The organism is Flavobacterium urumqiense (assembly GCF_900108015.1).
In the GTDB taxonomy this organism is placed as follows: Bacteria; Bacteroidota; Bacteroidia; order Flavobacteriales; family Flavobacteriaceae; genus Flavobacterium; species Flavobacterium urumqiense.
Genome location: NZ_FNVP01000001.1, coordinates 268,560 through 293,713 on the forward strand (window position 1 = coordinate 268,560; position 25,154 = coordinate 293,713).

24 protein-coding genes and 1 pseudogene are annotated in these 25,154 nt (G+C 34.9%); 4 read left to right on the forward strand and 21 right to left on the reverse strand.

Going from position 1 to position 25,154, the window contains the following annotated elements; genetic code table 11:
* Positions 1-3,174 carry an efflux RND transporter permease subunit gene (locus C4S35_RS01160; RefSeq protein ID WP_103998403.1) on the forward strand — a complete coding sequence of 1,058 codons (3,174 nt, stop codon included), beginning with the start codon at positions 1-3 and terminating at the stop codon, positions 3,172-3,174.
* Between the two features lie 140 nt (positions 3,175-3,314).
* Here the strand turns inward: C4S35_RS01160 and C4S35_RS01165 are convergent.
* A pseudogene (locus C4S35_RS01165) lies at positions 3,315-3,602 on the reverse strand (LexA family protein).
* 588 nt (positions 3,603-4,190) lie between these two features.
* Here C4S35_RS01165 and C4S35_RS01170 point away from each other — a divergent pair.
* Positions 4,191-4,829: a hypothetical protein gene (locus C4S35_RS01170; RefSeq protein ID WP_103998404.1), complete on the forward strand. Its 639-nt coding sequence runs from the start codon at positions 4,191-4,193 to the stop codon at positions 4,827-4,829.
* Positions 4,830-4,970: 141 nt separating this feature from the next.
* On the opposite strand, the gene C4S35_RS01175 is transcribed toward C4S35_RS01170, so the two are convergent.
* The 18 genes from C4S35_RS01175 to aspS form a co-directional block, all read right to left on the reverse strand.
* Positions 4,971-5,687, reverse strand: a complete 717-nt coding sequence (locus C4S35_RS01175) for a DsbA family oxidoreductase (RefSeq protein ID WP_103998405.1) — start codon at positions 5,685-5,687, stop codon at positions 4,971-4,973.
* Between the two features lie 144 nt (positions 5,688-5,831).
* Entirely contained in the window at positions 5,832-6,824 is a 993-nt protein-coding gene (locus C4S35_RS01180; RefSeq protein WP_103998406.1) for a Gfo/Idh/MocA family protein, read from the reverse strand.
* Between the two features lie 159 nt (positions 6,825-6,983).
* Positions 6,984-8,354 (reverse strand): NADH-quinone oxidoreductase subunit N, encoded by a 1,371-nt coding sequence (locus tag C4S35_RS01185; protein WP_103998407.1) that lies wholly within the window; start codon positions 8,352-8,354, stop codon positions 6,984-6,986.
* A 12-nt stretch (positions 8,355-8,366) separates the two neighbouring features.
* Positions 8,367-9,809, reverse strand: a complete 1,443-nt coding sequence (locus tag C4S35_RS01190; protein WP_103998408.1) for a complex I subunit 4 family protein — start codon at positions 9,807-9,809, stop codon at positions 8,367-8,369.
* A 9-nt stretch (positions 9,810-9,818) separates the two neighbouring features.
* Positions 9,819-11,702: an NADH-quinone oxidoreductase subunit L gene (nuoL, locus tag C4S35_RS01195; RefSeq protein WP_103998409.1), complete on the reverse strand. Its 1,884-nt coding sequence runs from the start codon at positions 11,700-11,702 to the stop codon at positions 9,819-9,821.
* Positions 11,703-11,708: 6 nt separating this feature from the next.
* Positions 11,709-12,029 (reverse strand): NADH-quinone oxidoreductase subunit NuoK, encoded by a 321-nt coding sequence (gene nuoK / locus C4S35_RS01200; protein ID WP_073205053.1) that lies wholly within the window; start codon positions 12,027-12,029, stop codon positions 11,709-11,711.
* A gap of 1 nt (position 12,030) precedes the next feature.
* Positions 12,031-12,543: an NADH-quinone oxidoreductase subunit J family protein gene (locus C4S35_RS01205; RefSeq protein ID WP_103998410.1), complete on the reverse strand. Its 513-nt coding sequence runs from the start codon at positions 12,541-12,543 to the stop codon at positions 12,031-12,033.
* The gene (locus C4S35_RS01210; RefSeq protein WP_103998411.1) at positions 12,543-13,088 is read right to left on the reverse strand and encodes a NuoI/complex I 23 kDa subunit family protein; all 546 of its coding nucleotides are present in this window, start codon (positions 13,086-13,088) and stop codon (positions 12,543-12,545) included. The genes C4S35_RS01205 and C4S35_RS01210 overlap by 1 nt, the downstream gene beginning before the upstream one ends.
* A 115-nt stretch (positions 13,089-13,203) precedes the next feature.
* Complete coding sequence (gene nuoH, locus C4S35_RS01215; RefSeq protein ID WP_103998412.1) at positions 13,204-14,256, reverse strand: NADH-quinone oxidoreductase subunit NuoH; 1,053 nt, start codon at positions 14,254-14,256, stop codon at positions 13,204-13,206.
* A complete protein-coding gene (locus C4S35_RS01220) occupies positions 14,249-15,298 on the reverse strand; it encodes an NADH-quinone oxidoreductase subunit G (RefSeq protein WP_103998413.1) in 1,050 nt (349 codons plus the stop codon). The genes nuoH and C4S35_RS01220 overlap by 8 nt, the downstream gene beginning before the upstream one ends.
* A 67-nt stretch (positions 15,299-15,365) precedes the next feature.
* Positions 15,366-16,733 (reverse strand): NADH-quinone oxidoreductase subunit NuoF, encoded by a 1,368-nt coding sequence (nuoF, locus tag C4S35_RS01225; protein ID WP_103998414.1) that lies wholly within the window; start codon positions 16,731-16,733, stop codon positions 15,366-15,368.
* A 1-nt stretch (position 16,734) separates the two neighbouring features.
* Complete coding sequence (locus tag C4S35_RS01230) at positions 16,735-17,265, reverse strand: NADH-quinone oxidoreductase subunit NuoE family protein (RefSeq protein WP_103998415.1); 531 nt, start codon at positions 17,263-17,265, stop codon at positions 16,735-16,737.
* An 82-nt stretch (positions 17,266-17,347) separates the two neighbouring features.
* Entirely contained in the window at positions 17,348-18,586 is a 1,239-nt protein-coding gene (locus tag C4S35_RS01235; protein ID WP_103998416.1) for an NADH-quinone oxidoreductase subunit D, read from the reverse strand.
* A 33-nt stretch (positions 18,587-18,619) separates the two neighbouring features.
* Positions 18,620-19,141, reverse strand: coding sequence for an NADH-quinone oxidoreductase subunit C (locus tag C4S35_RS01240; protein ID WP_103998417.1), 522 nt, complete (start codon positions 19,139-19,141; stop codon positions 18,620-18,622).
* A gap of 3 nt (positions 19,142-19,144) precedes the next feature.
* Positions 19,145-19,693 (reverse strand): NADH-quinone oxidoreductase subunit B, encoded by a 549-nt coding sequence (locus C4S35_RS01245; protein ID WP_103998418.1) that lies wholly within the window; start codon positions 19,691-19,693, stop codon positions 19,145-19,147.
* 119 nt (positions 19,694-19,812) lie between these two features.
* Entirely contained in the window at positions 19,813-20,178 is a 366-nt protein-coding gene (locus C4S35_RS01250) for an NADH-quinone oxidoreductase subunit A (RefSeq protein ID WP_103998419.1), read from the reverse strand.
* Between the two features lie 241 nt (positions 20,179-20,419).
* Positions 20,420-20,614 carry a cold-shock protein gene (locus tag C4S35_RS01255; RefSeq protein ID WP_007137066.1) on the reverse strand — a complete coding sequence of 65 codons (195 nt, stop codon included), beginning with the start codon at positions 20,612-20,614 and terminating at the stop codon, positions 20,420-20,422.
* Between the two features lie 126 nt (positions 20,615-20,740).
* The gene (aspS, locus tag C4S35_RS01260) at positions 20,741-22,492 is read right to left on the reverse strand and encodes an aspartate--tRNA ligase (RefSeq protein ID WP_103998420.1); all 1,752 of its coding nucleotides are present in this window, start codon (positions 22,490-22,492) and stop codon (positions 20,741-20,743) included.
* A gap of 160 nt (positions 22,493-22,652) precedes the next feature.
* Between aspS and C4S35_RS01265 the strand changes: the two genes are divergently transcribed.
* A complete protein-coding gene (locus tag C4S35_RS01265) occupies positions 22,653-23,666 on the forward strand; it encodes a TlpA family protein disulfide reductase (RefSeq protein ID WP_103998421.1) in 1,014 nt (337 codons plus the stop codon).
* Between the two features lie 175 nt (positions 23,667-23,841).
* The gene (locus tag C4S35_RS01270) at positions 23,842-24,207 is read left to right on the forward strand and encodes a toxin-antitoxin system YwqK family antitoxin (RefSeq protein WP_103998422.1); all 366 of its coding nucleotides are present in this window, start codon (positions 23,842-23,844) and stop codon (positions 24,205-24,207) included.
* 253 nt (positions 24,208-24,460) lie between these two features.
* On the opposite strand, the gene C4S35_RS16245 is transcribed toward C4S35_RS01270, so the two are convergent.
* A complete protein-coding gene (locus tag C4S35_RS16245) occupies positions 24,461-24,718 on the reverse strand; it encodes a hypothetical protein (protein WP_341865114.1) in 258 nt (85 codons plus the stop codon).
* Between the two features lie 168 nt (positions 24,719-24,886).
* A complete protein-coding gene (locus tag C4S35_RS16250; RefSeq protein ID WP_341865115.1) occupies positions 24,887-25,150 on the reverse strand; it encodes a hypothetical protein in 264 nt (87 codons plus the stop codon).
* Between the last annotated feature and the right edge of the window lie 4 nt (positions 25,151-25,154).

A 25,154-nucleotide genomic window follows, 5' to 3' on the forward strand; every position in this document is an offset into this window, starting at 1 on the left:
ATGAAATTAGCAGAAATATCCATAAAACGTCCTTCATTAGTAATTGTGTTGTTCACGATTCTAATCCTTGGTGGACTGTTCAGTTACAGCCAATTGGGCTATGAATTGATTCCGAAATTTGAACAAAACGTAATTACGATTGCTACCGTTTATCCCGGAGCTTCACCAAGTGAGGTCGAAAACACGGTAACTAAAAAAGTAGAAGATGCCGTAGCATCATTGGAAAACATAAAAAAAATTGATTCTCGTTCGTACGAAAGTTTATCAACAGTATCTATCACTTTAAATACAAAAGCCAAAGTAGATATTTCGTTGAACGACGCACAACGAAAAATTAATGCCATAATTAGTGATTTGCCCGATAACGCCAAAACGCCTTCATTAAGCAAATTCTCATTGAGTGATTTACCCATAATGACTATTGGTGCCAATGGTAAAATGGATGAAGTAGAATTTTATGACTTGATTGACAAAAAAATTGCTCCTGTGTTATCCCGTGTGACCGGTGTGGCTCAGGTAAACATCATTGGTGGACAAGAAAGAGAAATTCAAGTAAGTCTTGATGCAGTAAAAATGCAGGGTTATGGACTTTCTGTTCCGCAAGTGCAACAAGTAATCTTGTCTTCAAATCTGGATTTTCCAACAGGAAATATTCAGACTCGTGAACAAAAAATCCTGATTCGTTTAGCTGGAAAATATAAAAATGTTGAAGAATTAAAAAACTTGATTGTATCATCAAAAAATGGTATCCAAGTTCGTTTAGCTGATATTGCCGATGTGCAAGATGCTCAAAAAACAGCTGAAAAAATAGCACGTATTGATAGAAAAAGCGCCATCATTTTACAAATCGTAAAGCAATCGGATGCAAATGCAGTTGCCGTTAGTGAGCAAGTTCTAAAAACGATTACCAAATTAGAAAATGATTATAAAGCCAATAGCGTAAAACTTAATGTAGCTAATGACAGTACGGTTTTCACCTTGGAAGCTGCTGATTCTGTAATTCATGATTTATTGATTGCGGTGTTTCTTGTGGCATTTGTAATGTTGTTTTTCTTACACAGTGTTAGAAACTCCCTAATTGTAATGGTTTCTATCCCTGCCTCTTTAATATCTACTTTCATTGGATTTTATTACCTTGGTTATACGCTGAATTTAATGAGTTTGCTGGGTTTATCTCTTGTTGTAGGTATTCTTGTAGATGATGCGATTGTAGTTTTGGAGAATATTTACAGGCATATGGAAATGGGTAAAAACCGTGTTCGTGCCGCTTACGAAGGAACTGCAGAAATTGGTGGAACAGTAACCTCGATTACCTTAGTAATTGTAGTTGTATTTTTACCCATTGCAATGAGTACCGGACTAGTTTCAAATATCATTACTCAATTTTGTGTTACGGTAATTATTTCAACATTATTCTCTCTATTAGCTTCGTTTACGATAATCCCTTGGTTGTCTTCTCGTTTTGGAAAACTGGAACATATAGAAGGTAAAAATGTTTTTGGAAGAATAATCCTTGCATTCGAAAAACAATTAACGAGTTTCACAAACTGGATTTCAGGTTTACTAGAATGGTGTCTTGATCATTATAAAACAACGCTATTAGTTGTTCTAGCACTGTTTTTCGGATCTGTTGCCCTTGTTCCTGCAGGGTTTATTGGTGGCGAGTTTTTTGCCCATTCCGATAGTGGAGAGTTTTTAGTTCAAATAGAATTGCCTAAAGATGCTTCATTGGAACAAAGTAACTTCATGACTCAAAAAGCAGAAGCCTATTTAAATACTCAGGAATACATCAAAAGTTTGATTACTAAAGTTGGTCAAACTAGTGAAGGTATGGGCTCGTCTCAAGCCACTGCATACAAAGCAGAGATTGATGTGAAAATGATTGATCAAAAAGACAGATCGGATGATGCGTCCGTTTATGCCGCTAAAATGAAACGTCAGTTAGAAAAAATATTGGTTGGTGCCAAAGTAAAAACAACTCCCGTAGGTATTTTAGGAACTGCAGAAGACGCTCCAATAGCTTTAATTGTTACGGGTTCCAGTTTAGACAACGCTATGATTTTTGCGAAAGCAGCCGAAGCAGAATTGAATAAAATTCCCGGAGCAACCGGTGTAAAATTATCTGTAGAATCCGGAAATCCGGAAATTAACGTTCAGGTCGACAGAGATAAAATGGCTGCCCTTGGTTTATCCTTACAAACCGTAGGTTTAACCATGCAAACGGCTTACAGCGGAAATACGGACGGAAAATTCAGAGCCGGAGAATATGAGTATGATATTAACATTAAATACAGCAGTTTCGACAGAAAAAGCATAGATGATGTAAGTAATCTTCTTTTTATAAATGAAAGAGGAGAACAAATTAAGTTGTCACAATTTGCAACTGTAAAAGAAGGTTCCGGGCCAAGTCAATTAGAAAGAAGAGACAAAACAGCATCTGTAACCGTAAAAGGACAAACGGTTGGGGTACCGGTTGGAACTGTTGTTGCCCAACTTGAAGCAAGATTAACTAAAATGAAAAAACCAGTAGGTGTAAATTACATTTGGGGTGGCGATCAGGAAAATCAAAGTGAAGGTTTTGGGACGTTAGGTTTTGCTTTATTAGCAGCGATTATATTGGTTTATCTCGTAATGGTAGGATTGTATGACAGTTTTGTTCATCCATTTGTAGTATTATTTGCTATTCCGCTTTCGTTTATCGGAGCCTTATTAGCCTTGGCTTTGACCAATAATACGTTGAATATATTTACGATTCTTGGGGTTATTATGTTGATTGGTCTGGTTTGTAAAAATGCAATTATGTTGGTGGATTACACGAATCAGCGAAGAGCTGCGGGTGAAACCATAAGAACAGCACTAATTCAAGCAAATCACGCACGTCTTCGTCCAATTTTGATGACCACGATTGCGATGGTATTTGGTATGTTCCCAATTGCATTAGCATCTGGTGCTGGTGCCGAATGGAAAAATGGTTTGGCATGGGTAATTATTGGTGGATTAATTAGCTCATTATTCCTAACCTTGATTATTGTTCCTGTGATTTATGAAATCATGGAGAAATTAATTTACAAATTCACAAAAGGAGAAAAAACAGATTACGAAGCTGAAATGGTAGCCGATTACGACCATAAAGAACTGAGTGAAGATGGATATAATCCAAAACATACTTTATAAAATAATTCATATTAAAAACACAAAAACCTGTTCATTAGTTTGAACAGGTTTTTTTATGGCTAAAATCCCAATAGGAATCCCATTTTAATAATGGCTACAACTAACTTTTATACTTGCTTAATCCCGTACCTTACAGTTTCTCAAATGATTAATTGATTTTCTTCAGTGACTTTTAAAGGAGCATAATTAGTGTTTTCAGGCATGCGATACAAACAGTCTTTTTCTAGTTGAATGCGTTTTACGGTAAATTCTCCGTCGATAACACAAATCACAACTTTATTGTTCTGCGGTTATAAACTTCGATCAACCATGAGAACATCTTTGTCTTTGATTCCCGCATCAATCATAGAATTCCCTTTGTCTTTGATGTAAAAAGTGGCCAATGAATTTTCACTTAGTTCTTTGGTTAAATCGATATTCGCTTCCATAAAATTAGCAGCTGGTGACGGGAATCCCGCCGAAACACCTTCTGAAATAAAAGGAATTTTTAATTCACTTTCAAAATCAGGCAAAAAAACTTAATTTTTGATTTTTGCTTATAGACATTTAGTTTCGAGTATATCTTTAAAATGCGAATTGCGACTGAAAAACCCTTTTGCAAGAAGCATAAAATTGTTACAACTATTAAAGCATATACGTTCTGAAATTACTCAATATGTCTATATGCGAGTAAATAACAAAAGTTAATTTTAGGATTGTTGATAAATAGTTTTATGCAAAAATAGTATTCAGTATTAGCAAATTTCTCTTTTCTTGGGATACAAAACAATAAGAACACAGCAGGAATTGCATTGAAAAAATATTAATGTTCGCTATTTAAAAAAAATTATTTTTATTTTTTAAAATATTAAACTACTGATTTTAAATTATTTAAATATAAAAAATTGATTTATAGTCTAAAATCAGGAAACTGTGATTCAAAACTTTGGCATGCTACTTGAATATACCTAAACAAATAAGTAAAAAAGCGAAAGCCGAAAAGCTCAAGAGTAGGCAAAACACAAATAACATTTATTATGAAAAAAATTACCTTTTTAGTAGCTAGTATCCTCTTATTTGGAATTGGTGTAGCGAATGCAACAGAGAAAAACAATTTTTCTCATCAGAGAAGATTACCTGTTGATTTTAGAAATGCGGAACCAATTGTGTTCACAGAAAGAGGAGTTGAGTTCTTCGTGTTTCCTGATGGACAATTTGATTTCAATACACGCCCATCAACCGGTGGTGACCAGTATTATAAATTTACCAGAAGTAGTGCTGTGAATAGAACTTATGGCGCTCCAACAAATTCTCGAAACGAAAACTATAGTGTAAAAGTGGAACACGATAATATGGGTAGAGTAAGACGTATTGGAAATGTGATGATCAACTATGATGCGAATGATAGAATTAAACGAGTTGGTTCTGTATACATGACTTACAACCGTTATGCCTTAGAACAAGTAGGTGGATTACAAATTATCTACAACCGTCGTGGTCAAATTGTTGATATGATTGGAACTGTAAAAGGTGGCAGAGCTTATCAATACAACCAAAATAACAATGGCAACAACGGTCATGACCATGATGATTGTGACGATCGTGATAATGATTATGACCAAAATTCAAACGATAAGGATCAATACTATTTTAAAAAGAACGGCACTAAAGACTAAAAAGAAGACGCCAAAGTAGTAGGAAGTTTAGATAACAGAATTGATAAAAGACGTTAGTTAAGTTTACATCGTTAATTAAAAAAACCCGCTGGTATTCGTATCAGCGGGGTTTTTGTTTGTAAATAAAACGTTTTATTATATTTAGTCACAACCATTAATGTCGCAACTATTCTCAGTTGTTGTATTTAATAAAGTCACATTCGAATCAAATTTGCCTTCTTGCCACACTTTTTCTAAAGTTTCCAAAAATGCAGTTGCGGGTTGCGCTCCGGAAATCGCATATTTATTATCTATAACAAAAAAAGGAACACCCTGAACACCTATAGTATTGGCCTCTTCTTGGTCTTTCTTCACTTCGGCACCATAAGTATCAGAATTCAAGACCTGAGCAATAGCTTCAGCATCCAGTCCTACTTCAATCCCCAGTTTACTCAAAGTATCGAGATCATTAACATTCTTTCCTTCGGTTAAATAGGCTTTGAACAAAAGTTCTTCTAATTCATTTGCCAGATTATACTTTTTAGCCAAATGCAACAATCGATGCGCATTAAAAGAATTAGCAAGAATTGCTTTTTCAAAATGAAAATCCAGTCCTGCTGTTTTTGCATTTTGAGTCATGTTATCGAGCATATTTTGAGCCCAATCATTGTCCTTTCTATACTTTTCTGCCAAATGTTCTACCATATTATCTTCAGTAGAGGCTATAAAACTGGCATCCAGTTGGTAACTTTTCCATTCAATTTCGACAGCATCTTTATGTTCGAAAAGGCGCAATGCTTCCTCAATTCTTCTTTTCCCAATGTAGCAAAACGGACACATTATATCCGACCAGATTTGTATTTTTAATTTATTTTCCATCTTAATTTTTTTAATGAAGTTCAAAAATTATTCCATGTTGTAAAATTAATCATTTCCGTTTTGAGCTTTTTGAGTTTTAGGTTTTTATTGGCAATTTAGACTTTTTGGACTTTTACAATAAACCCTGCCTTACTTTCAATTTTCCTAAATATTTCCAATTATCTTATCCATCACCCAGCTTGTATGAGTTCCTGTCAAACCAGTGGAAGGATGCCTGCTATTTCCCGCCAAATGTTCTCGAATCTGCTTTACATGATACAGTTGAATATTTTCCGGATGCGCAATAAAAAGTTCCGTTTTTCCTTGCGCGTTTGAAAGAACAATCGGTTCCTCATTAAATACAGAGAAAGCTATTTTACCTTTACTCCCAAATATTTCTACCTTATCTTCCCGCTCATAGCACCCAAAATTCCAGCTGCCTGTTCCCGTAATTCCTGACTCATGTAACCAACAAGCGGTAGCAGCATCTTTTGCGGAATACAATCCCTGCTGGTTAAGACTAATGCCGGAAACTTCCTTTATGTCACCTAATAGATGTGTAAATAAATCAATCCCGTGACTCGCTAAATCATCAAAATAACCACCTGTGGCGATATCCGCATCGGTACGCCAGTTATAGTTTCCCGACAAATCTTCCGGGGTTGCGGGTGCACTTAAATGCCATCTTACATGTCGCACTTCACCAATTTCATCGGTACTAAGCCATGTTTTTATCTGTTTGAAACGAGGAAGCGACCGCCTGTAATAAGCAACAAACAAAGGAATATTTTTAGCTGTAAATGCTTCAACAATCTCCAGACTATCTTTATAATTCGGCGCTAACGGTTTTTCGATACAGCAGGGCTTTCCTGCCAATGCTACTTTAAGTCCATAGTATTTATGAGTGTCTGGAGGAGTCGCAATATAGATCGCATCAATTTCGGGATCGTTGATTAGCGCATCTGCATCCGTATAATATTTAGCAATTCCGTGTCTTCTGGCATAATCGGCAGCTTTGCCTCCGTCTCTTCTCATAACTGCCGTGAGCTGAAACCCTGAGGTTTTCTGATAGGCAGGACCACTTTTTACCTCGGTAACATTTCCACATCCCACAATTCCCCAACGAATATCTCCTACTTTACTGTTTTTACCAATCATTTCTAAGTGATTTAAAATCTATATCTTTTTTTAGATTGAACTTTTACCGAAGTAAATATAATATATATAATTACTAGAATAAATTGCGAATTTTCAATAAACCAAAAAAACCACCAAAATTGCTTTTGGTGGTTTCTGATATATTTTTAAAATTTTGGTTTAAGCCAATAAATCCAAAACTAAAGAAGGAAACAACCCTATAGCAATATTCAATACAATCGCTACAACTGCTACCGCATAAATTAAGAATGGTTTTCCTGTTCGTTCTTCATTTGATTCTTTAGTATACATCGCCAAAATCAATTTGAAGTAGTATCCAACGCTTATAATAGAATTCACAACTGCAACAATCACTAAAGCTAAATAACCCGTTTGAATCACTTCGTTGAACAAAACCAACTTAGCAAAGAAACCAGCGAAAATTGGAATACCAGCCATAGAAAGTAAAGCCGCTGTAAGAATAGCTGCTAACAATGGATTGGTTTTTCCCAGTCCGTGGAAGTTAGTAATATCTTCGTTATTTCTATTTTTACAAACGTATAAAATCACACTAAAAGCAGCGATACCAGATAAAGAATAAGCGGAGGCATAGTACAACAAACTTCCTGCAGAAGAAGATAAACTCAATAAAGTCATCAACATAAAACCAGCATGAGAAACTCCTGAAAAGGCCAACATACGTTTCACATTCGTTTGTCTTAAAGCCATAATATTTCCAACTGTCATTGAAGCCATAGAAAGGACTACTACAACCATTTTGAATGCTTCAGAAATATCAGCATTCATAACCGATAATAATTTGTATAATGTTGCCATCGCAACTACTTTTGCTAAGGTGCTCATTAATGCTGTTGTCAAAGCAGGAGAACCTTCATAAACGTCCGGTGCCCAAAAATGAAAAGGAACTGCAGCAATTTTAAACAACATCCCAATCGTTACCAATACAATTCCAATTGGAAACCAAATTGGTAATTCAGCAGACTGCGATAATTCACTGATTTCGGTAACATCAAAACTTCCCATCGCTCCGTAAATTAAACAGATACCAAACAAAATAATTCCCGAAGCAAAAGATCCCATAAGAAAATACTTCATTCCCGCTTCGTTACTTTTTAAGTTCATACGGTCACTTGCCGCAAGAATGTAAAGTGATATTGATAATACTTCGATTCCTAAAAAGAACATCGCCAAGTTTCCAAAAGAGACCATTGCAACAGATCCCGCTAATAAGAAAACTTTTATGGCAATAAAATCTGATATTTTTGATTGGTGATTTTCGTAAAAATTATGACTTAAAGCCACCAAGAAAATAGTAAGTATGATAAACAAACCAGAAAATGTAGTTGAAAATTTACTTACAACAATCATGTTATTATAATAACTTTCTGTCGAATTAAATTCAGAGATGGTTAGGCCAAGAACACCTAACAATCCGATGATTGTTACAGGCACAATGGCTTTTCTTAAATTAAAAATTTCAAATAAAAGGCATAAAACACCTAATCCTATTATAGCTATTAATGTATTCATTGTTTTATTTGACTAGTTAATTCTATTAATTTGAGTTAAAATTTCTTGAAGACTTGGTGTGATCAAATCTATAATTGGTTTTGGATACATTCCAAAAAAGAATAAAACGGCAATTATTATTACTAAAGTTGTTCCTTCTCCGAAAGTTACATCTGCAAATATTTTTGTATTGGTTTCGCCCAACATCGCGTGTTGAAACATTTTCAACATATAATACGCTCCTAAGATTATGGTTGTTCCTCCTAAAATCGCAAACCAAATATTAATTTGAGATAAGCCGTATAAAACGGTAAATTCTCCAACAAAGTTAAAAGTAGAAGGCAACGCTATCGAAGCCAAAACCAAGATTAAAAACATCGAAGTGAATTTTGGTGTCTGGTAACGAATACCACCCATTTCAGCAATTGCTCTGGTTTCATATCTTCTGAAAATAATCTCAGCAACAAAGAACAATCCAACAACTACAAAACCGTGAGCGATCATTTGTAAAACAGCTCCACGCAATCCGTCTAATGTTAATGTATACGTACCAGCTGCAATTAACCCAACGTGTGCCAATGAAGAATACGCTAATAATTTCTTTAAATCCTTTTGTCTCAAAGCAACGATCGACCCATATATTACACCAGCTATTCCTAAACCAATAAATATAAACATGTATTCTTTAGCAGCAAGCGGCGCCAATGGCAATTGCCAACGGATGACGCTGTACAATCCCATTTTTAGCATGATACCAGATAAAAGCATGGTTCCAACAGTTGGTGCTTTTTGATACACATTAGCCTGCCAAGTATGGAAAGGAATTAATGGGATTTTGATGGCGTATGCTAAGAAGAAAGCCAAGAATATCCATAATTGTTCCTTTGCTGATAAATTCAACTTGTATAAATCTTCAATTAGCAAGCTTCCCGCTTTTTGATACAAATAAACAAATGCCACTAACATAAACAAGGATCCTGCAAATGTGTAGATAAAGAATTTAACTACTGCTTTTTTACGTTCTTCAGCATCTCCATTACCCCAAATTAATGCGATAAAGTAAATAGGAATAAGAGATAATTCCCAAAAAATGTAATATAAAAGCCCATCTGATGCCAAGAATGTTCCTGCCATTGCAAATGACATAAACAAGATTAATGCATAAAATGATTTTGAATTTCTATAGTCATTCCCAAAAGAAGAGAAAATAATAATTGGAGTCAAAACTGCAGTCAGTAAAAGCATCGCCATTGATAATCCATCCGCTTTCAAAGCAAAAGAAATGTTAGGCTGCACAACCCACTGGTTGATGAAACTGATGTTTTCACCTAAATTATAGTGATTTAATAATACAATAGAACAGCCTGCAGCAGCCAGACCAAAGAACAAAGCCACTTTTGAAGCTAATTTATCGCCTGCAAGAAAAGTTGCAAACGCACCAACTAAAAGTATAATTAATATTAGAGATACATTCATAGTATAAAATTATTGAGCTAAAAATAAATAAGAAACAATGGCACAAAGCCCTAGTACGAAAACCAGAAGATAAAGCCCGATACTTCCGTTTTGAATTTTCTTTCCTTGAAAACTTATTTCATTGGTTACTTTTCCGAATCCAAAAACCAAAGCTGACAAAGTCGTTTCAACATTGTCTCTGAAAAAACGTGACATTACATTAATCGTTTTTACAAAAATAGCATCATAGATTTCATCTACATAATATTTATCGTAAAGCACTTTTGAAAAACCTGTAATTGCAGCATCTTCGCTAGGAACCGCATTTTGTTTGATGTATTTGGCGTAAGCAATACCAATTCCTACTAATCCGCCTACAACGGCAATAGCCATCAAGATATATTCCGTAGTTCCTAAATGGTGTTCTGCGTTTGCTAATTTTGGTAAAATTGGCGTTAAATATTCATTCAACCAACTGTTCCCTGGTAAACTAATCAAACCACCTATTGTTGCCAATATTGCTAAAACGATTAAAGGAAGAGTGATCAAGGAAGGGCTTTCATGTAAATGATGCTTTTGTTCCGCTGTCCCTCTGAAATCTTGGAAAAAAGTTAAAAACATTAATCTAAACATATAGAAAGCGGTCATGATAGAAGCAACCGAAGCCACAACCCATAACGGAATGTTAGTATGAAAAGCCACTAATAAGATTTCGTCTTTCGAGAAAAAACCAGAGAATAATGGAACTCCTGAAATTGCTAAAGAAGCAATCAACATCGTTGCAAAGGTAATTGGCATCGCTTTTTTCAAGCCACCCATTTTACGCATGTCTTGTTCTCCGTGCAAAGCGTGAATCACAGAACCCGAACCCAAGAACAAACAAGCTTTGAAGAAAGCATGTGTGATTACATGAAAAACGGCCACTTCGTAAGCGCCTAAGCCTAAAGCTAAGAACATTAATCCCAATTGAGAAACGGTAGAATAAGCTAATACTTTTTTAATGTCATTTTGGACCAATCCAATTGTTGCGGCCACCAAAGCAGTTACAGCTCCAACTATCGCAATTATAGATTGAACATCCGGAGTCAAATCAAACAAGAAATTCAATCTTGTAATCATAAAAATCCCCGCAGTAACCATAGTAGCTGCGTGAATCAATGCAGATACCGGAGTTGGACCTGCCATCGCATCCGGCAACCAAGTATACAATGGAATTTGAGCCGATTTACCACAAGCTCCAATAAATAAAGCAAAAGCAGCAATAGAAAGCCAATACATATTAAGATCAGTTGCACTGGCAAAAGCCGTTTTTAAAGTAGCATAATCTAAAGTAGAAAATAAATTTCCAATAATGAAAATTCCAACTAATAATCCTAAATCGCCAATGCGGTTCATGATAAATGCTTTCTTTGCCGCATCATTAAATTCTTGGTTTTTATACCAAAATCCAATTAACAGATACGAACAAAGACCAACGCCTTCCCAACCAATGAACATCACTAATAAATTACTTCCTATTACCAATGTGATCATAAAAAATACAAACAGATTCAAATACGCAAAGAAGGTATGCATTTTCTCATCGTCATGCATATAGCTGATCGAATACAAATGAATCAAAGAGCCAATCCCGGTCACAAAAAGCAACCACAAAAGCGACAGTTGGTCTAAAAGAAAACCGAAACTTACTTTGAAATTACTAATTTGAATCCAATCAAATAAATCAATACTGATCGATTGTTTAGTTTGGTTTATTTGTAAGAAAAAATAAATTGTAACAGCAAAAGAAATCGCAACAGAAAGCGTTCCGATAATTCCAGAAATAGATTTCCCTAAAGTTTTTCCGAAGAAAACATTTATTAAAAATCCTAAAAAGGGTGCAAATAATAAGACTAAAGCTAAATTGGTATCCATTGAAATTTATCCTTTTAAGTTTTTTAGATTATCGATAGTAATTGAGCCTAAATTTCTAAATATTGAAACTAATATTGCCAATCCAACAGCAACTTCAGCAGCGGCAACTGCCATCGAGAAAAACACAAAAACTTGTCCTTGGGCATCCTGATGATAAGTAGAAAATGCCACGAACAAAAGATTCACTGCATTCAGCATTATTTCGATTGACATAAATACGATAATGGCATTTCGTCTGTACAACACTCCAAAAACGCCAATACAAAAAAGTATTACGCTAAGGAATATGTAGTTTTCAATACCAATTTGGTTTAATATATTGTTCATATTACTTTTCTAATTTTTCTTTTTTAGACAATAAAACAGTACCGATCATAGCAACCAAAAGCAATATAGAAGCAAATTCAAAAGGAACCATATATTCATTTAGGAGAATCTTACCCAATACCTTTATAGATTGATAATCTTCGCCAGTCGAAGTGTATTCTCCAACAATGGGTTTTGAGTTTATAAATATGGTTATCAAAACCAAACATATCAAACAGAAAGAAACAATTGCACCCAGTCTTGTAATCCTAGGTCTGTAAACCTCCCGTTGCTCATTCAAATTCATTAGCATGATGGTGAATAAAAACAAAATCATAATCGCTCCAGAATAAACAATAATGTGAACCATTGCCAAGAATTGCGCATTCAATAATAGATAATGACCTGCAATCGTAAAGAAACAAATCACTAAATAAATGGCACTGTGTATTGGATTTTTACTGAAAATTGTCAAAAATGCAGTTGACAGCGTTATAGCTGATAATACACAAAATATAATAAGTACTGTAGACATTAGTTAGCGTTTTTAAGTTGAGCATTTTTCATTGCGATATCTAAAGGCATGACCAATTTGTCTTTTCCAAAAATAAAATCTTCTCTATCATAACTGGAGGGAACCAATACTTTGGATGTAGTCAGGTAAATAGCGTCTTTTGGACAAGCTTCTTCACACAAACCACAGAAAATGCAACGCAACATATTAATCTCATATATCGACGCATATTTTTCTTCTCTGTACAAATGTTTTTCATCTCCTCTGCGCTCTTCAGCTTTCATTGTAATGGCTTCAGCAGGACAGGATAAGGCACATAAACCACAAGCCGTACAGTTTTCACGACCTTGTTCATCCCTTTTCAATTGATGTTGACCTCGGTAAACAGGACTCATTTCACGTACTTGCTCCGGATATTGAATCGTTACTTTTCTGGTAAACAAATGCTGAATCGTAATTATCAAACCTTTGACAATCGCAATAAGATACATTCTTTCCCAAAAAGTCATCTCCTTGTTAGAGACCAGCTTTTTTCTTCCCGATAAGGATATACTTTCTATTGACATTTTTTATTTTTATTTGAAGCTTAATCCTGCTATTCGTTTCAATCTTTATTGTTTTTTAAAGAAAAAACAATAAAGGATTTCCACTGCTATCAGGGCTAGGCTTTTTCGGTATTAATTAAAATCCTAAATAAGTAGCAATTTCTGCTCTCAAAATCACAATTCCGGTGATGATAATATTAATGATCGCTAATGGAATTAATATCCTCCAACCCAAATGCATCAATTGATCGTATCTGAATCTTGGAATAGTCCAACGAACCCACATATAGAAAAATATGAATCCACACAATTTGATAAACAAAGCAGCAAATCCTAAAATATTAGCAATATTTACACCCCAATTTTCAACAACCCAACTCATTCCGGGATAATTATAACCTCCAAAGAATAAAATCGCTAAAATCGTAGAGGAAATAAACATATTCGCATATTCAGCAAATAAATAAAATCCCATTTTCATCGATGAATATTCGGTGTGGTATCCTCCAATAAGTTCTGTTTCGCATTCCGCTAAGTCAAAAGGAGTTCTGTTTGATTCTGCAAAAGCACAAATTAAAAATATAATAAAAGATAACGGTTGGTAAAACACATTCCAATTCATTCCCGCTTGCTGTTCAGAGATCTCTCTTAAACTCAACGTTCCGGTCATCATCAATAATGCAATTATGGACAATCCCATGGCAATTTCATACGATACCATTTGCGAAGCAGCTCGAACGGCACCAATCAATGAAAATTTATTGTTCGACGCCCAACCACCAATCATAATTCCATAAACACCCACGGAAACAACACCAAAAAAGTATAACAATCCAATGTTTAAATCAGTGGCCTGCAGTAAAATATCTCTTCCAAACAAATGCAGTCTGTCTCCCCAAGGAATTACGGCACTCGTCATTAAAGCAGTACTCATAGCAATTGCCGGGCCTACAAAAAACAAAAATCGGTTCGGAGTGTTTGGCTCAAATTCTTCTTTCGAAAATAATTTTAAACCATCGGCAAGCGGTTGAAACAGTCCAAAAGGACCGGCTCTATTCGGTCCAACACGATCCTGAAGCCAAGCGGCTACTTTTCGTTCAGCCCAAGTGGAATACATTGCCATCAACATTGTCAAAGCAAAAACTGCAACAATAATGACACTTTTTTCTATGATAATTGTACTATCCATTATTACCCAAGCTTTTTTGATTAATGATGTCTTCTTCGGTCAATGGAATTTCGGCCATGCTTATTTTCTTGCGGTCTTCTTCTCTACCTAAAAGGATATGATCTTCGGTAGCGATTTCTACTTTTTGTAATTTTCTGTTGTATTTATTTTGATTGATCACCGAATCTTTTTCGAATGCTCTCGGTCCTTCAATCGTCCAATCTGCAATTTCTTTGTGATCAAAACGACATCCATTACAAATAAATTCATCTACTTCATGATACTCATCTTTTCTTCCTGTTACACGTTGGATTTCGTCACCAAACATCCAAACGGTAGTTTTTCCAGAACAAGTAGGGCAATCTCTGTGTGCAGTATAAGGCTTGCTAAACCAAACTCTAGATTTAAATCTAAACGTTTTATCTGTTAAAGCGCCTACAGGGCATACGTCAATCATATTTCCAGAAAACTCATTATCAATCGCTTTTGAGATACAAGTCGATATATTCGAATGATCGCCTCTATCCATTACTCCGTGTACCCGATCATCAGTTAATTGATCCGCCACCATTACGCATCGGTAACAAAGAATACAACGGTTCATGTGCAATTGAATATTTGGGCCAATGTTTTCAGGTTCAAATGTTCTTTTCTCTTCTATAAAACGACTTTCTGATTTCCCGTGTTCAAAGCTTAAATTTTGCAAATCACATTCCCCAGCTTGGTCACAAACGGGACAATCTAACGGGTGATTGATCAATAAAAACTCTGTAACCGATTTTCTGGCTTCAGTTACTCTTTCAGAAGATTTGCTATTCACTTCCATTCCATCCATACAACCGGTTACACAAGAAGCCATTAATTTTGGCATTGGTCTTGGGTCGGCTTCACTTCCTTTTGCAACTTCCACTAAACAACAACGGCATTTTCCGCCGCTTCCTTTTAGTTTAGAATAATAGCACATTGCTGGCGGAACTACTTCTCCACCTATCATACGTGCTGCTTGCAGGATTGTTGTTCCTGGTTCTACTTCTATTGACTGTCCGTCTATTGTTACTTTCATTATCTACCAATATTTAACTCCTACGGAGTATTTTAATTCTGAAATCAAAAATCGTTAATTGTCGATCCTAAATCATTTCTTTAGAAACCAAATGCTTTACTTTTTCAAAAGGTTCAGCAACAAAATGGTCTCTGTTTTTTATTTTTTCCGGAAAACGAATGTGATATTCAAACTCATCTCTAAAGTGACGAATTGCTGCTGCCACTGGCCAAGCTGCCGCATCACCCAATGGACAAATTGTATTCCCTTCTATTTTGCTTTGAATGCTCAGTAGCAAATCAATATCTTCTTCACGACCGTGACCATTTTCTATTCGGTGCAGTACTTTTTCCATCCAGCCGGTACCTTCACGACAAGGGGAACATTGCCCACAACTTTCATGGTGGTAAAAACGAGAGAAATTCCAAGTATTACGAACGATGCAAGACGTATCATTATAAACGATAAATCCACCTGATCCTAACATAGAACCAGTTGCAAATCCACCATCACTTAACGATTCGTAGGACATTAAACGATCTTCGCCAGCGGCAGTTTTGTAAATTAAATGGGCTGGTAAAACGGGAACAGAACTTCCTCCCGGCACAAAAGCTTTTAAAGGTCTGTCAGAACTCATTCCGCCCAAATATTCATCAGAATTCATGAATTCGTAAACACTTAAACCCAATTCAATTTCATAAACACCCGGGTTTTTAACATGCCCTGACGCTGAAATTAATTTGGTTCCTGTAGAACGTCCAATACCAATTTTAGCATATTCCGCACCTGAATTATTAACAATCCAAGGCACAGCGGCAATCGTTTCTACGTTATTCACAACCGTTGGATTTGACCAAAGTCCTGAAATAGCAGGAAATGGTGGCTTTATACGAGGATTTCCCCTTTTTCCTTCCAAGGATTCAATTAACGCTGTTTCTTCACCACAAATATAAGCACCTGCACCACAATGAACATAAAGTTCTAAATCGTAGCCTGAACCTAATATATTTTTACCCAAAAATCCAGCAGCTTTTGCTTCATTAATGGCTCTTTCTAATATTTTATAAACCCACATATATTCCCCACGGATGTAGATATATGATAGGTTTGCACCCAATGCATAACTGGAAGTAATCATTCCCTCAATCAATAAATGAGGAATAAATTCCATCAAATAACGATCTTTAAAAGTTCCCGGTTCTGATTCATCAGCATTACAAACTAAATGTCTTGGTTTTCCTGATTTTTTATCAATAAAACTCCATTTCATTCCGGCAGGGAAACCCGCTCCACCACGACCACGTAATCCGGAAGTTTTCACTTCTTCGACCAATTCATCCGGCGTTAAGGTTTTTAATGCTTTTTCAACAGAAGCGTAACCCCCGTTCTGACGATAAACTTCATAGGTTTTAATTCCCGGAACGTTTATTTTATCTAATAATATTTTTTGTGACATATTATTTATCGTGTAAAACTATTTTATTGTCTTTGCAATCTGCAATCAACTGGTCGATTTTTTCTTCGTTTAAATGTTCTTTGTAAAAATCGCCTAATTGCATCATGGGAGCATAACCACAAGCACCCAAACATTCAACCCCAACTACTGTAAAATTTCCATCTTCAGTTGTTTCGCCAAGATTAATTCCTAATTTTTCACACGTGTAATCCATTAGATTCTCTGCTCCATTCAAACAACATGGTGAAGTTTGACAAAATTCGAACATGTATTTCCCAATTGGTTTTTGGTTGTACATAGTGTAAAACGACACTACTTCGTAAACTTCAATTGGCTTGATTAAAAGAATTTCAGCTACTTTGTCCATTAATTCAATACTCAACCAATTTTCATGAGCATCTTGAACTTCATGTAAAACAGGCAACAAAGCTGATTTTCTTTTGTCTTCAGGATAATGACTTATCAATTCATTGATGCGAGTAATCAATGCTTCGGTCATATTTATTTCTTGTTTGTGATACGTTCTTTCCATTTTTATTTTTTTTGCCGCGAAGGCGCAAAGTCACAAAATTTTATTTTAAAATCTAAAATCGGTAATCAATAATCTGAAATCTTTATGCGTCTAACTCTCCGGCAATAACATTTAAACTTGACAAAATAACAATTGCATCCGATAGTAATGAACCTTTAATCATTTCTGGATACGCTTGATAGTAAATAAAACATGGTCTGCGGAAATGTAATCTGTAAGGAGTACGACTCCCATCAGTCACCAAGTAGAAACCTAATTCTCCGTTTCCACCTTCAACAGGATGATATATTTCAGCAACTGGAACAGGAACTTCTCCCATAACAATTTTGAAATGGTAAATCAACGATTCCATACTAGTGTAAACATCTTCTTTTGGAGGAAGGTAATAATCCGGAACATCTGCGTGGAAGTCATTTCCTTCCGGCATTTTTGCCAATGCTTGACGAATAATACTCAAACTTTCCCAAACTTCGGCGTTACGAACACAAAAACGGTCATACGTATCGCCTGATTTCCCAACAGGAATGATAAAGTCAAAATCTTCGTAAGAAGAATACGGTTGCGATACGCGCACATCATAATCAACTCCGGCAGCACGTAAATTTGGGCCTGTAAAACCGTAAGCCATAGCTTGTTCGGCAGTTATCGCTCCTACATTTACCGTTCTGTCAATAAAAATTCTATTTCTTTCGAATAAGTTTTCAAATTCTTTCCAAGCTGCAGGAAATTCTTCTAAAAATACATCTAATTTTCTAAAAGCTTCTGGTGACCAATCTCTTTCGAAACCACCAATTCTTCCCATATTAGTAGTCAAACGAGCACCACAAATTTCTTCATAGATTTCATAGACTTTTTCTCTAAATTGGAACACATATAAAAATCCGGTGTAGGCTCCTGTATCGACACCAAGGATTGAATTACAGATAATATGATCCGTGATTCTTGCCAACTCCATTACAATCACTCTTAAATATTGCGCTCTTTTAGGAACTTCAATATCCAGCAATTTTTCTAATGTCATCCACCAACCCATATTATTTATAGGCGATGAACAATAGTTCATTCTATCAGTAAGAGGTGTGATTTGGTAAAAAGGACGATTTTCAGCAATTTTTTCGAAAGCTCTGTGAATGTAACCAATGGTTGGCTCCGCTTCCAGAATTCTTTCCCCATCCATCAACAAAATATTTTGAAAAATACCGTGAGTTGCTGGGTGTGTCGGCCCTAAATTAAGAATCGAAAGCTCGCTTCCGTCTTCGTTTAGCTGCTCTTTTATTCTTTTAGCATATCTATGCTCTGGTGGTAATAATAGTTCTGACATTTATTTAATGTGAAAAATTATAATAGTTTTTTTTTAATAATTGTCTGTCGTTCTTCCAAAGAAACGGTCATCCTTATCCGTTCTTCCGCTGTCTTCCATTGGAAATTCTTTTCGCATTGGAAAAGAAATCATTTCATCCATATTCAAAATACGTTTCAATTGTGGATGCCCAATAAAATTTATACCATAGAAATCAAATGTTTCTCTTTCCATCCAATTAGAACTTAAGAAAATATTAGATATGGTTCTAATTTGAGGGTTTTCACCATCAATAAATGCTTTGATTTTTATCCGTTTGTTTTCATACCAATTATGCAAATGATAAACTACCGCAAATTGTCTGCTTACTTCATTATCAGGATAGTGAATCCCACATAAATCTGTTAAAAAATGAAAACGTAATTCTGGATCATTTTTCAAAAAAAGGATTACCGCAGTGATTTTATCGGCCGCTATCTCAAATGAAAATATGTCTTTTTCTTGACTGTAATGAGAAACATTTTCTCCAAATGTTTCCGTTAGTTTATCTTGAATTTGTATCGTTTCTAAAGCCATTATTTATTTGATATTATAAGAAGCTAATAATTCTTGGTATTCAGGAGAACTTCTTCTTCTTACAGATTCATTTCTTACTAATTCTTGCAATTTCATTACACCATCTACTATTTGCTCTGGTCTTGGAGGACAACCCGGAACATAAACATCTACAGGAATTACTTTGTCTATTCCTTGCAAAACAGAATACGTGTCAAAAATCCCACCGGAACAAGCACAAGCACCAACAGCAATAACCCAACGAGGTTCTGACATTTGCTCATAAACCTGACGTAAAATTGGCGCCATTTTTTTTGAAATTGTTCCCATCACCATTAACATATCGGCTTGACGCGGAGAAAAACTCACACGCTCAGAACCAAAACGTGCCAAATCGTAATGCGAAGCCATGGTTGCCATAAATTCAATTCCACAACAAGATGTTGCAAAAGGCAATGGCCATAAGGAATTAGCGCGAGCCATTCCCACAACATCATTCAGTTTTGTTGCGAAGAAACCTTCCCCAACAACCCCTTCTGGCGGCTCAACCATTTTTATATTTGAATCAGTCATTTTTATAAAATTATGATTATGGATTATGAATTCTAAGTTTAAAATTTAAAAACATCCTTTTAAATACTTTAGAAATTAAAAATTTTTACAATTCGTAATTTCTAATTCGCAATTAATTTTTATTCCCACTCTAAAGCTTTCTTTTTGATAATGTAGAAAAAACCTACCAGAAGCAAAAGCATAAAAATTACCATTTTAAACATCCCTTCCATTCCCAATTCCTTGAAATTGATTGCCCATGGGTAAAGAAAAATCACCTCAACATCAAACAAAACAAATAATATTGCTACTAGAAAATATTTTACTGAAAACGGAATTCTTGCATTACCTACAGATTCGATACCACATTCGAAGTTTTTATCTTTGACTTCAGACCTCCTTTTTGGACCTAATTTTCCAGAAATCAATATGGTGCCAACTACAAATCCTACAGCCAAAATGAACTGCATTAAAATTGGGATATAATTTAATTGATCGGATTGCATAGTACGTATATTTATGAATGAGAATAAGCCACAAAGATAGGTTTCAAGTATTTAAAACACAAGTTTAAAACAATTTTTAGTTTAAACGAAAATACAATTACCGACTAATTTTTATTGATTCCAAATAAGGAAAATTTTTTTTGTTTTTATACTATTAATTTCGATATGACTAAAAAAAAAACGTTTCGAAATAAATCGAAACGTTTTTAACATTCTTAGCAATAAAAATGAGTTTTTCTGCTTAGATAACTGCTACTTTCGCAGCAACTTTTCCTTTTCTTCCTTCTTCTTCTTCATAGCTAACTCTGTCACCTTCGCGCAATTCTTCCGCGTTGATTCCTGATGCATGAACAAAAATGTCTTTTCCTGTTTCTTCGTCTGTAATGAATCCGTAACCTTTAGATTCATTGAAAAATTTAACTGTACCTGTACGCATTGTAATAGTAATAATAATTTATAATGAAGCAAATGTAACCTTTAATATAATACGAAAGATAATATTATATTTATTTTTTGCAAAAATATTGACATTCAACGTTTTCTAACAAATTTAACCGATTAACTACACAACGTCTAATTTGATATGCAACTCTTTTAATTGTGATTCATCAATTATTGATGGCGCATCAATCATTACGTCTCTTCCTGAATTATTTTTTGGGAAAGCAATAAAATCACGAATTGTTTCTTGTCCTCCTAGAATGGCTACCAATCTATCCAATCCAAAAGCTAAACCACCATGTGGCGGAGCTCCAAACTGAAACGCATCCATCAAGAATCCAAATTGAGCTTTGGCTTCCTCTTCCGTGAAACCTAAATACTTGAACATCAATTGCTGTGTCGCTTTATCATGAATACGAATTGAACCACCACCAATTTCATTTCCGTTCAAAACCATATCGTAAGCGTTAGCACGAACTTTCCCAGGATTAGTTTCTAATAAATGCATATCTTCTGGCTTTGGAGAAGTAAAAGGATGATGCATGGCATGATAACGACCACTCTCTTCATCAAATTCCAATAACGGAAAATCAACAACCCAAAGTGGCGCAAATTCAGTTGGTTTTCTCAAACCCAGTCTTGTTGCAACTTCCATACGCAAAGCGCTTAATTGAGAACGGGTTTTGTCAGCCGGTCCAGAAAGAACAAAAATCATGTCTCCCGGTAGCGCTCCAGTTGTTTTTGCCCAATTGCTTAAATCAGCTTGATCATAGAATTTATCAACAGATGATTTATAGGTTCCATCTTCGTTACATTTTACATACACCATTCCTGATGCACCTACTTGAGGACGCTTAACCCAGTCAATTAATCCGTCAATTTCTTTACGGGTATAACTTCCTATTCCAGGAACAGCAATTCCAACAACTAATTCTGCTGCATTAAAAACTGGAAAATCCTTGCTTTTTGCCACTTCATTCAACTCTCCGAATTCCATTCCGAAACGAATGTCCGGTTTATCATTTCCGTATGTTTTCATGGCATGTTCGTAGGTCATTCTAGGGAATTTCTCTACTTCAATACCTTTTATTTCTTTTAGCAAATGTCTAGTCAAACCTTCAAAAACATTTAATATATCTTCTTGTTCCACAAAAGCCATTTCGCAATCGATTTGTGTGAATTCCGGTTGTCTGTCTGCCCGTAAATCCTCATCACGGAAACATTTCACGATTTGGAAATACTTATCCATTCCACCCACCATTAACAATTGCTTAAAAGTTTGCGGTGATTGTGGCAAAGCATAAAACTGTCCTTCATTCATTCGAGAAGGAACAACAAAATCTCTGGCTCCTTCAGGCGTAGATTTAATTAAATAAGGTGTCTCCACTTCACAAAAATCCAAATCAGAAAGATATTTTCTAACTTCCATGGCTACTTTGTGACGAAACAGCAAGTTATTTTTTACTGGATTTCTACGAATATCTAAGTAGCGGTATTTCATTCGAATATCTTCGCCACCATCTGTTTCATCTTCAATAGTGAAAGGAGGTGTTAGCGCCGCATTCAGAATATTTAACTCAGTAACTAAAATTTCAATGTCACCTGTGGCCATATTTTTATTTTTGGCTTCACGCTCAATAACAGTTCCTTTTACCTGAATTACAAATTCACGACCTAAGGTTTTTGCCAATTCGAAAACGGATTTTTCAGAACGGCCTTCGTCAAATATTAATTGGGTAATTCCATAGCGGTCACGTAAATCTACCCAATTCATAAATCCTTTATCGCGTGATTTTTGAACCCAACCGGAAAGGGTAACTTCTGTATTGATATGTGAGGCGTTTAATTCACCACAATTATGACTTCTGTACATGATTTAAATTTTAGATTGCAAAAGTAAACACAAAAATCAAATTAATTCAGAAAACTATACAGGTAGATGGAATTTAAAATGAAAAATTATGTTAATGTTTAAAATTTTTATCGGTAATCTCTTTAGATTTGAGACGCTATAAATTAAAAACCCAATACTCATGAAGAAATTATATTTTACTGCACTTGTGTTAATAACAACTTTGAGTGGTTTCGCTCAAAAAAACAATTACATGACTTTTCAAGGCAAAATAGCCAATAAGAATGGCGATGCAATTTATATCACTGATGGCAAAAACAAATTGATTAAAAAAATTCAGATTAGTAGTGAAGGTGTTTTTAAAGACACTATCCATGTTGTTCCAGGAAGATATGGTTTATCTGACGGTAATGAATTTACGATTGTATATTTGAAAAACGGATTTGATTTGGCCTTAAAAATGGACACTAAAATGTTTGATGAATCGATAACGTACACTGGAAAAGGGGCTTTAGAAAATAATTTTTTAGCAAAGAATTCATTATTTGAAGAACAAACCGATATGGGCAGTTTACTTGCTGCAAGCGAAGTTGATTTTTTTAGAGGACTTGATAAGAAAAAAGCAGATGATTTAAAACGTTTAGAAAACACGAAATTAGATCCTATTTTTATTGACTTTCAAAAGAAGAGTATTGATGAAAATTATAATGGCATAGTAAAGTATTACAAAATGAATTATGAAGCTAATTTAGCTAAAAGCAAATTGGCAAACACGATGTCTCCTTCTTTTAATTATGATAATTATGCCGGAGGAAAAACAAAATTAGAGGATTTTAAAGGAAAGTATGTTTACATCGATGTTTGGGCGACTTGGTGTGGCCCTTGTCGTGCTGAAATTCCTTTTTTGAAAAAAACAGAAGAAAAATACCATGGCAAAAATATTTCTTTTGTAAGCATCTCTGTTGATGTACAAAAAGATTTAGAGAAATGGAAAGCTTTAATCAAAGAAAAAGAATTGGGCGGTGTACAGCTTTTTGCAGATAATAATTGGAATTCTCAATTCATCAAGGATTATGGAGTAAACAGTATTCCAAGATTTATTTTGATAGATCCCGCTGGCAAAATCATAAGTGCTGATGCAGCAAGACCATCTTCTAAGGAATTACAGATTCAATTAGATGCTCTTTTGAAGTAATCAAGAATTTAAAAAAACAAAGTCAGTGCGTAAACACTGGCTTTTTTTGTATTATTTAATTTTCCAATGTTAAGCTTTTATCTAATGTTATTAAATTGTTATGTAAATGTGTTTTAAATGTAAAATATTATTTAATTTTGGATAACAAATCTATAACACATAAAAAACTAACGATATGAAAAAATGTATTTTTTTAGTAGCAATGTTATTCTCTGGGATAATTTTTGCACAAGAAGTAAAGCCAGTATTGGAACCTTTTGGAAAAAAGCTTAGAGCAACTTACTTTTTTGAGAACGGTCAAGTGCAACAAGAAGGTTTTTTTGAAAACGGAAAATTAGAAGGAATGTGGGTTTCTTTTGATGAAAAAGGAAACAAAATTTCGTCTGGAGAATATAAAAATGGAGAAAAAATCGGAAAATGGTTTTTTTGGTCTCAAAATGAAGACAATGGGTTCAACAGTTTAAGTGAAGTTGACTATTCTAAAAACAGAATAGCTTCCGTTAAAAACTGGAAACAAGAGGCATTAGCTAACAGAGATTAGATTACTTTTTTAAATTTAAAAAAAAGCTTTCGTTTTAGACGAAAGCTTTTTTTTTACCATTTTTTGAATCCTTTTTTGAATGACGATAATGATTCTGTATTGACCATAATAAAGCTTTTTTTAAAACCCCAATAGAAAATCCAAAAGCACTAAAATGTGTAACTAACAATATTATATTTTCTCGCTACCAAAACTTAGCATACAAAGCAAAAATAGTCAACTATATAATCACTAGTAGTACTGTTGTTTGCAGTTAAAATTTGAACATATCACTATCTAATTCAAATGCTTTAGGATTCACTTTCGGTCCTGCAAAACTGATGACAATCATAAGAAGCATGGTAATTACAAATGACAGTCCCCTAGAGATGTGAAACGGTATTTCAAATCCACCTTTCACATTGGCGTAAGCTGTATACAATAATGTTTCATTCCCAAATAAAGCCGGTGCAAATTCATTAAACAAAACAGATAATAAGAAACCCGAGATTATACCGACAATCGCCGCCATACCTGTCGTTCTTTTTCAGAACATTCCAAGGAAGAACATGGCAAATACACTTAAACTAATAAACCCCGTATATTTTTGAACGTAGGTAAAACCTCCTATACCACCAATTCCAAGAACATCATTCCAAGTGAATACAACAGTGAGAAGCATGGCCGCAAAAACCGCCTATCAACCAATGTTTACCTGAACTCTATCAGTTGCGTCTTTTTGAATGTATTTTTTATGAACATCCAGCGTGTAAATAGTTGAAATACTATTTACTTTATGCGCTAAAGATGCAACAATAGACGCATTTAAAGCTGCCACAGACAATCCTTTCAAACCAGTTCGAAGAAACGTCAACACAGCCGTGTAGGCGCCTTCTTTAACACCTACCAAATGAGGCAAATGTTCATTTTTATAAAAAACAATTTCAAAGAATTTTGAAATCATGGGA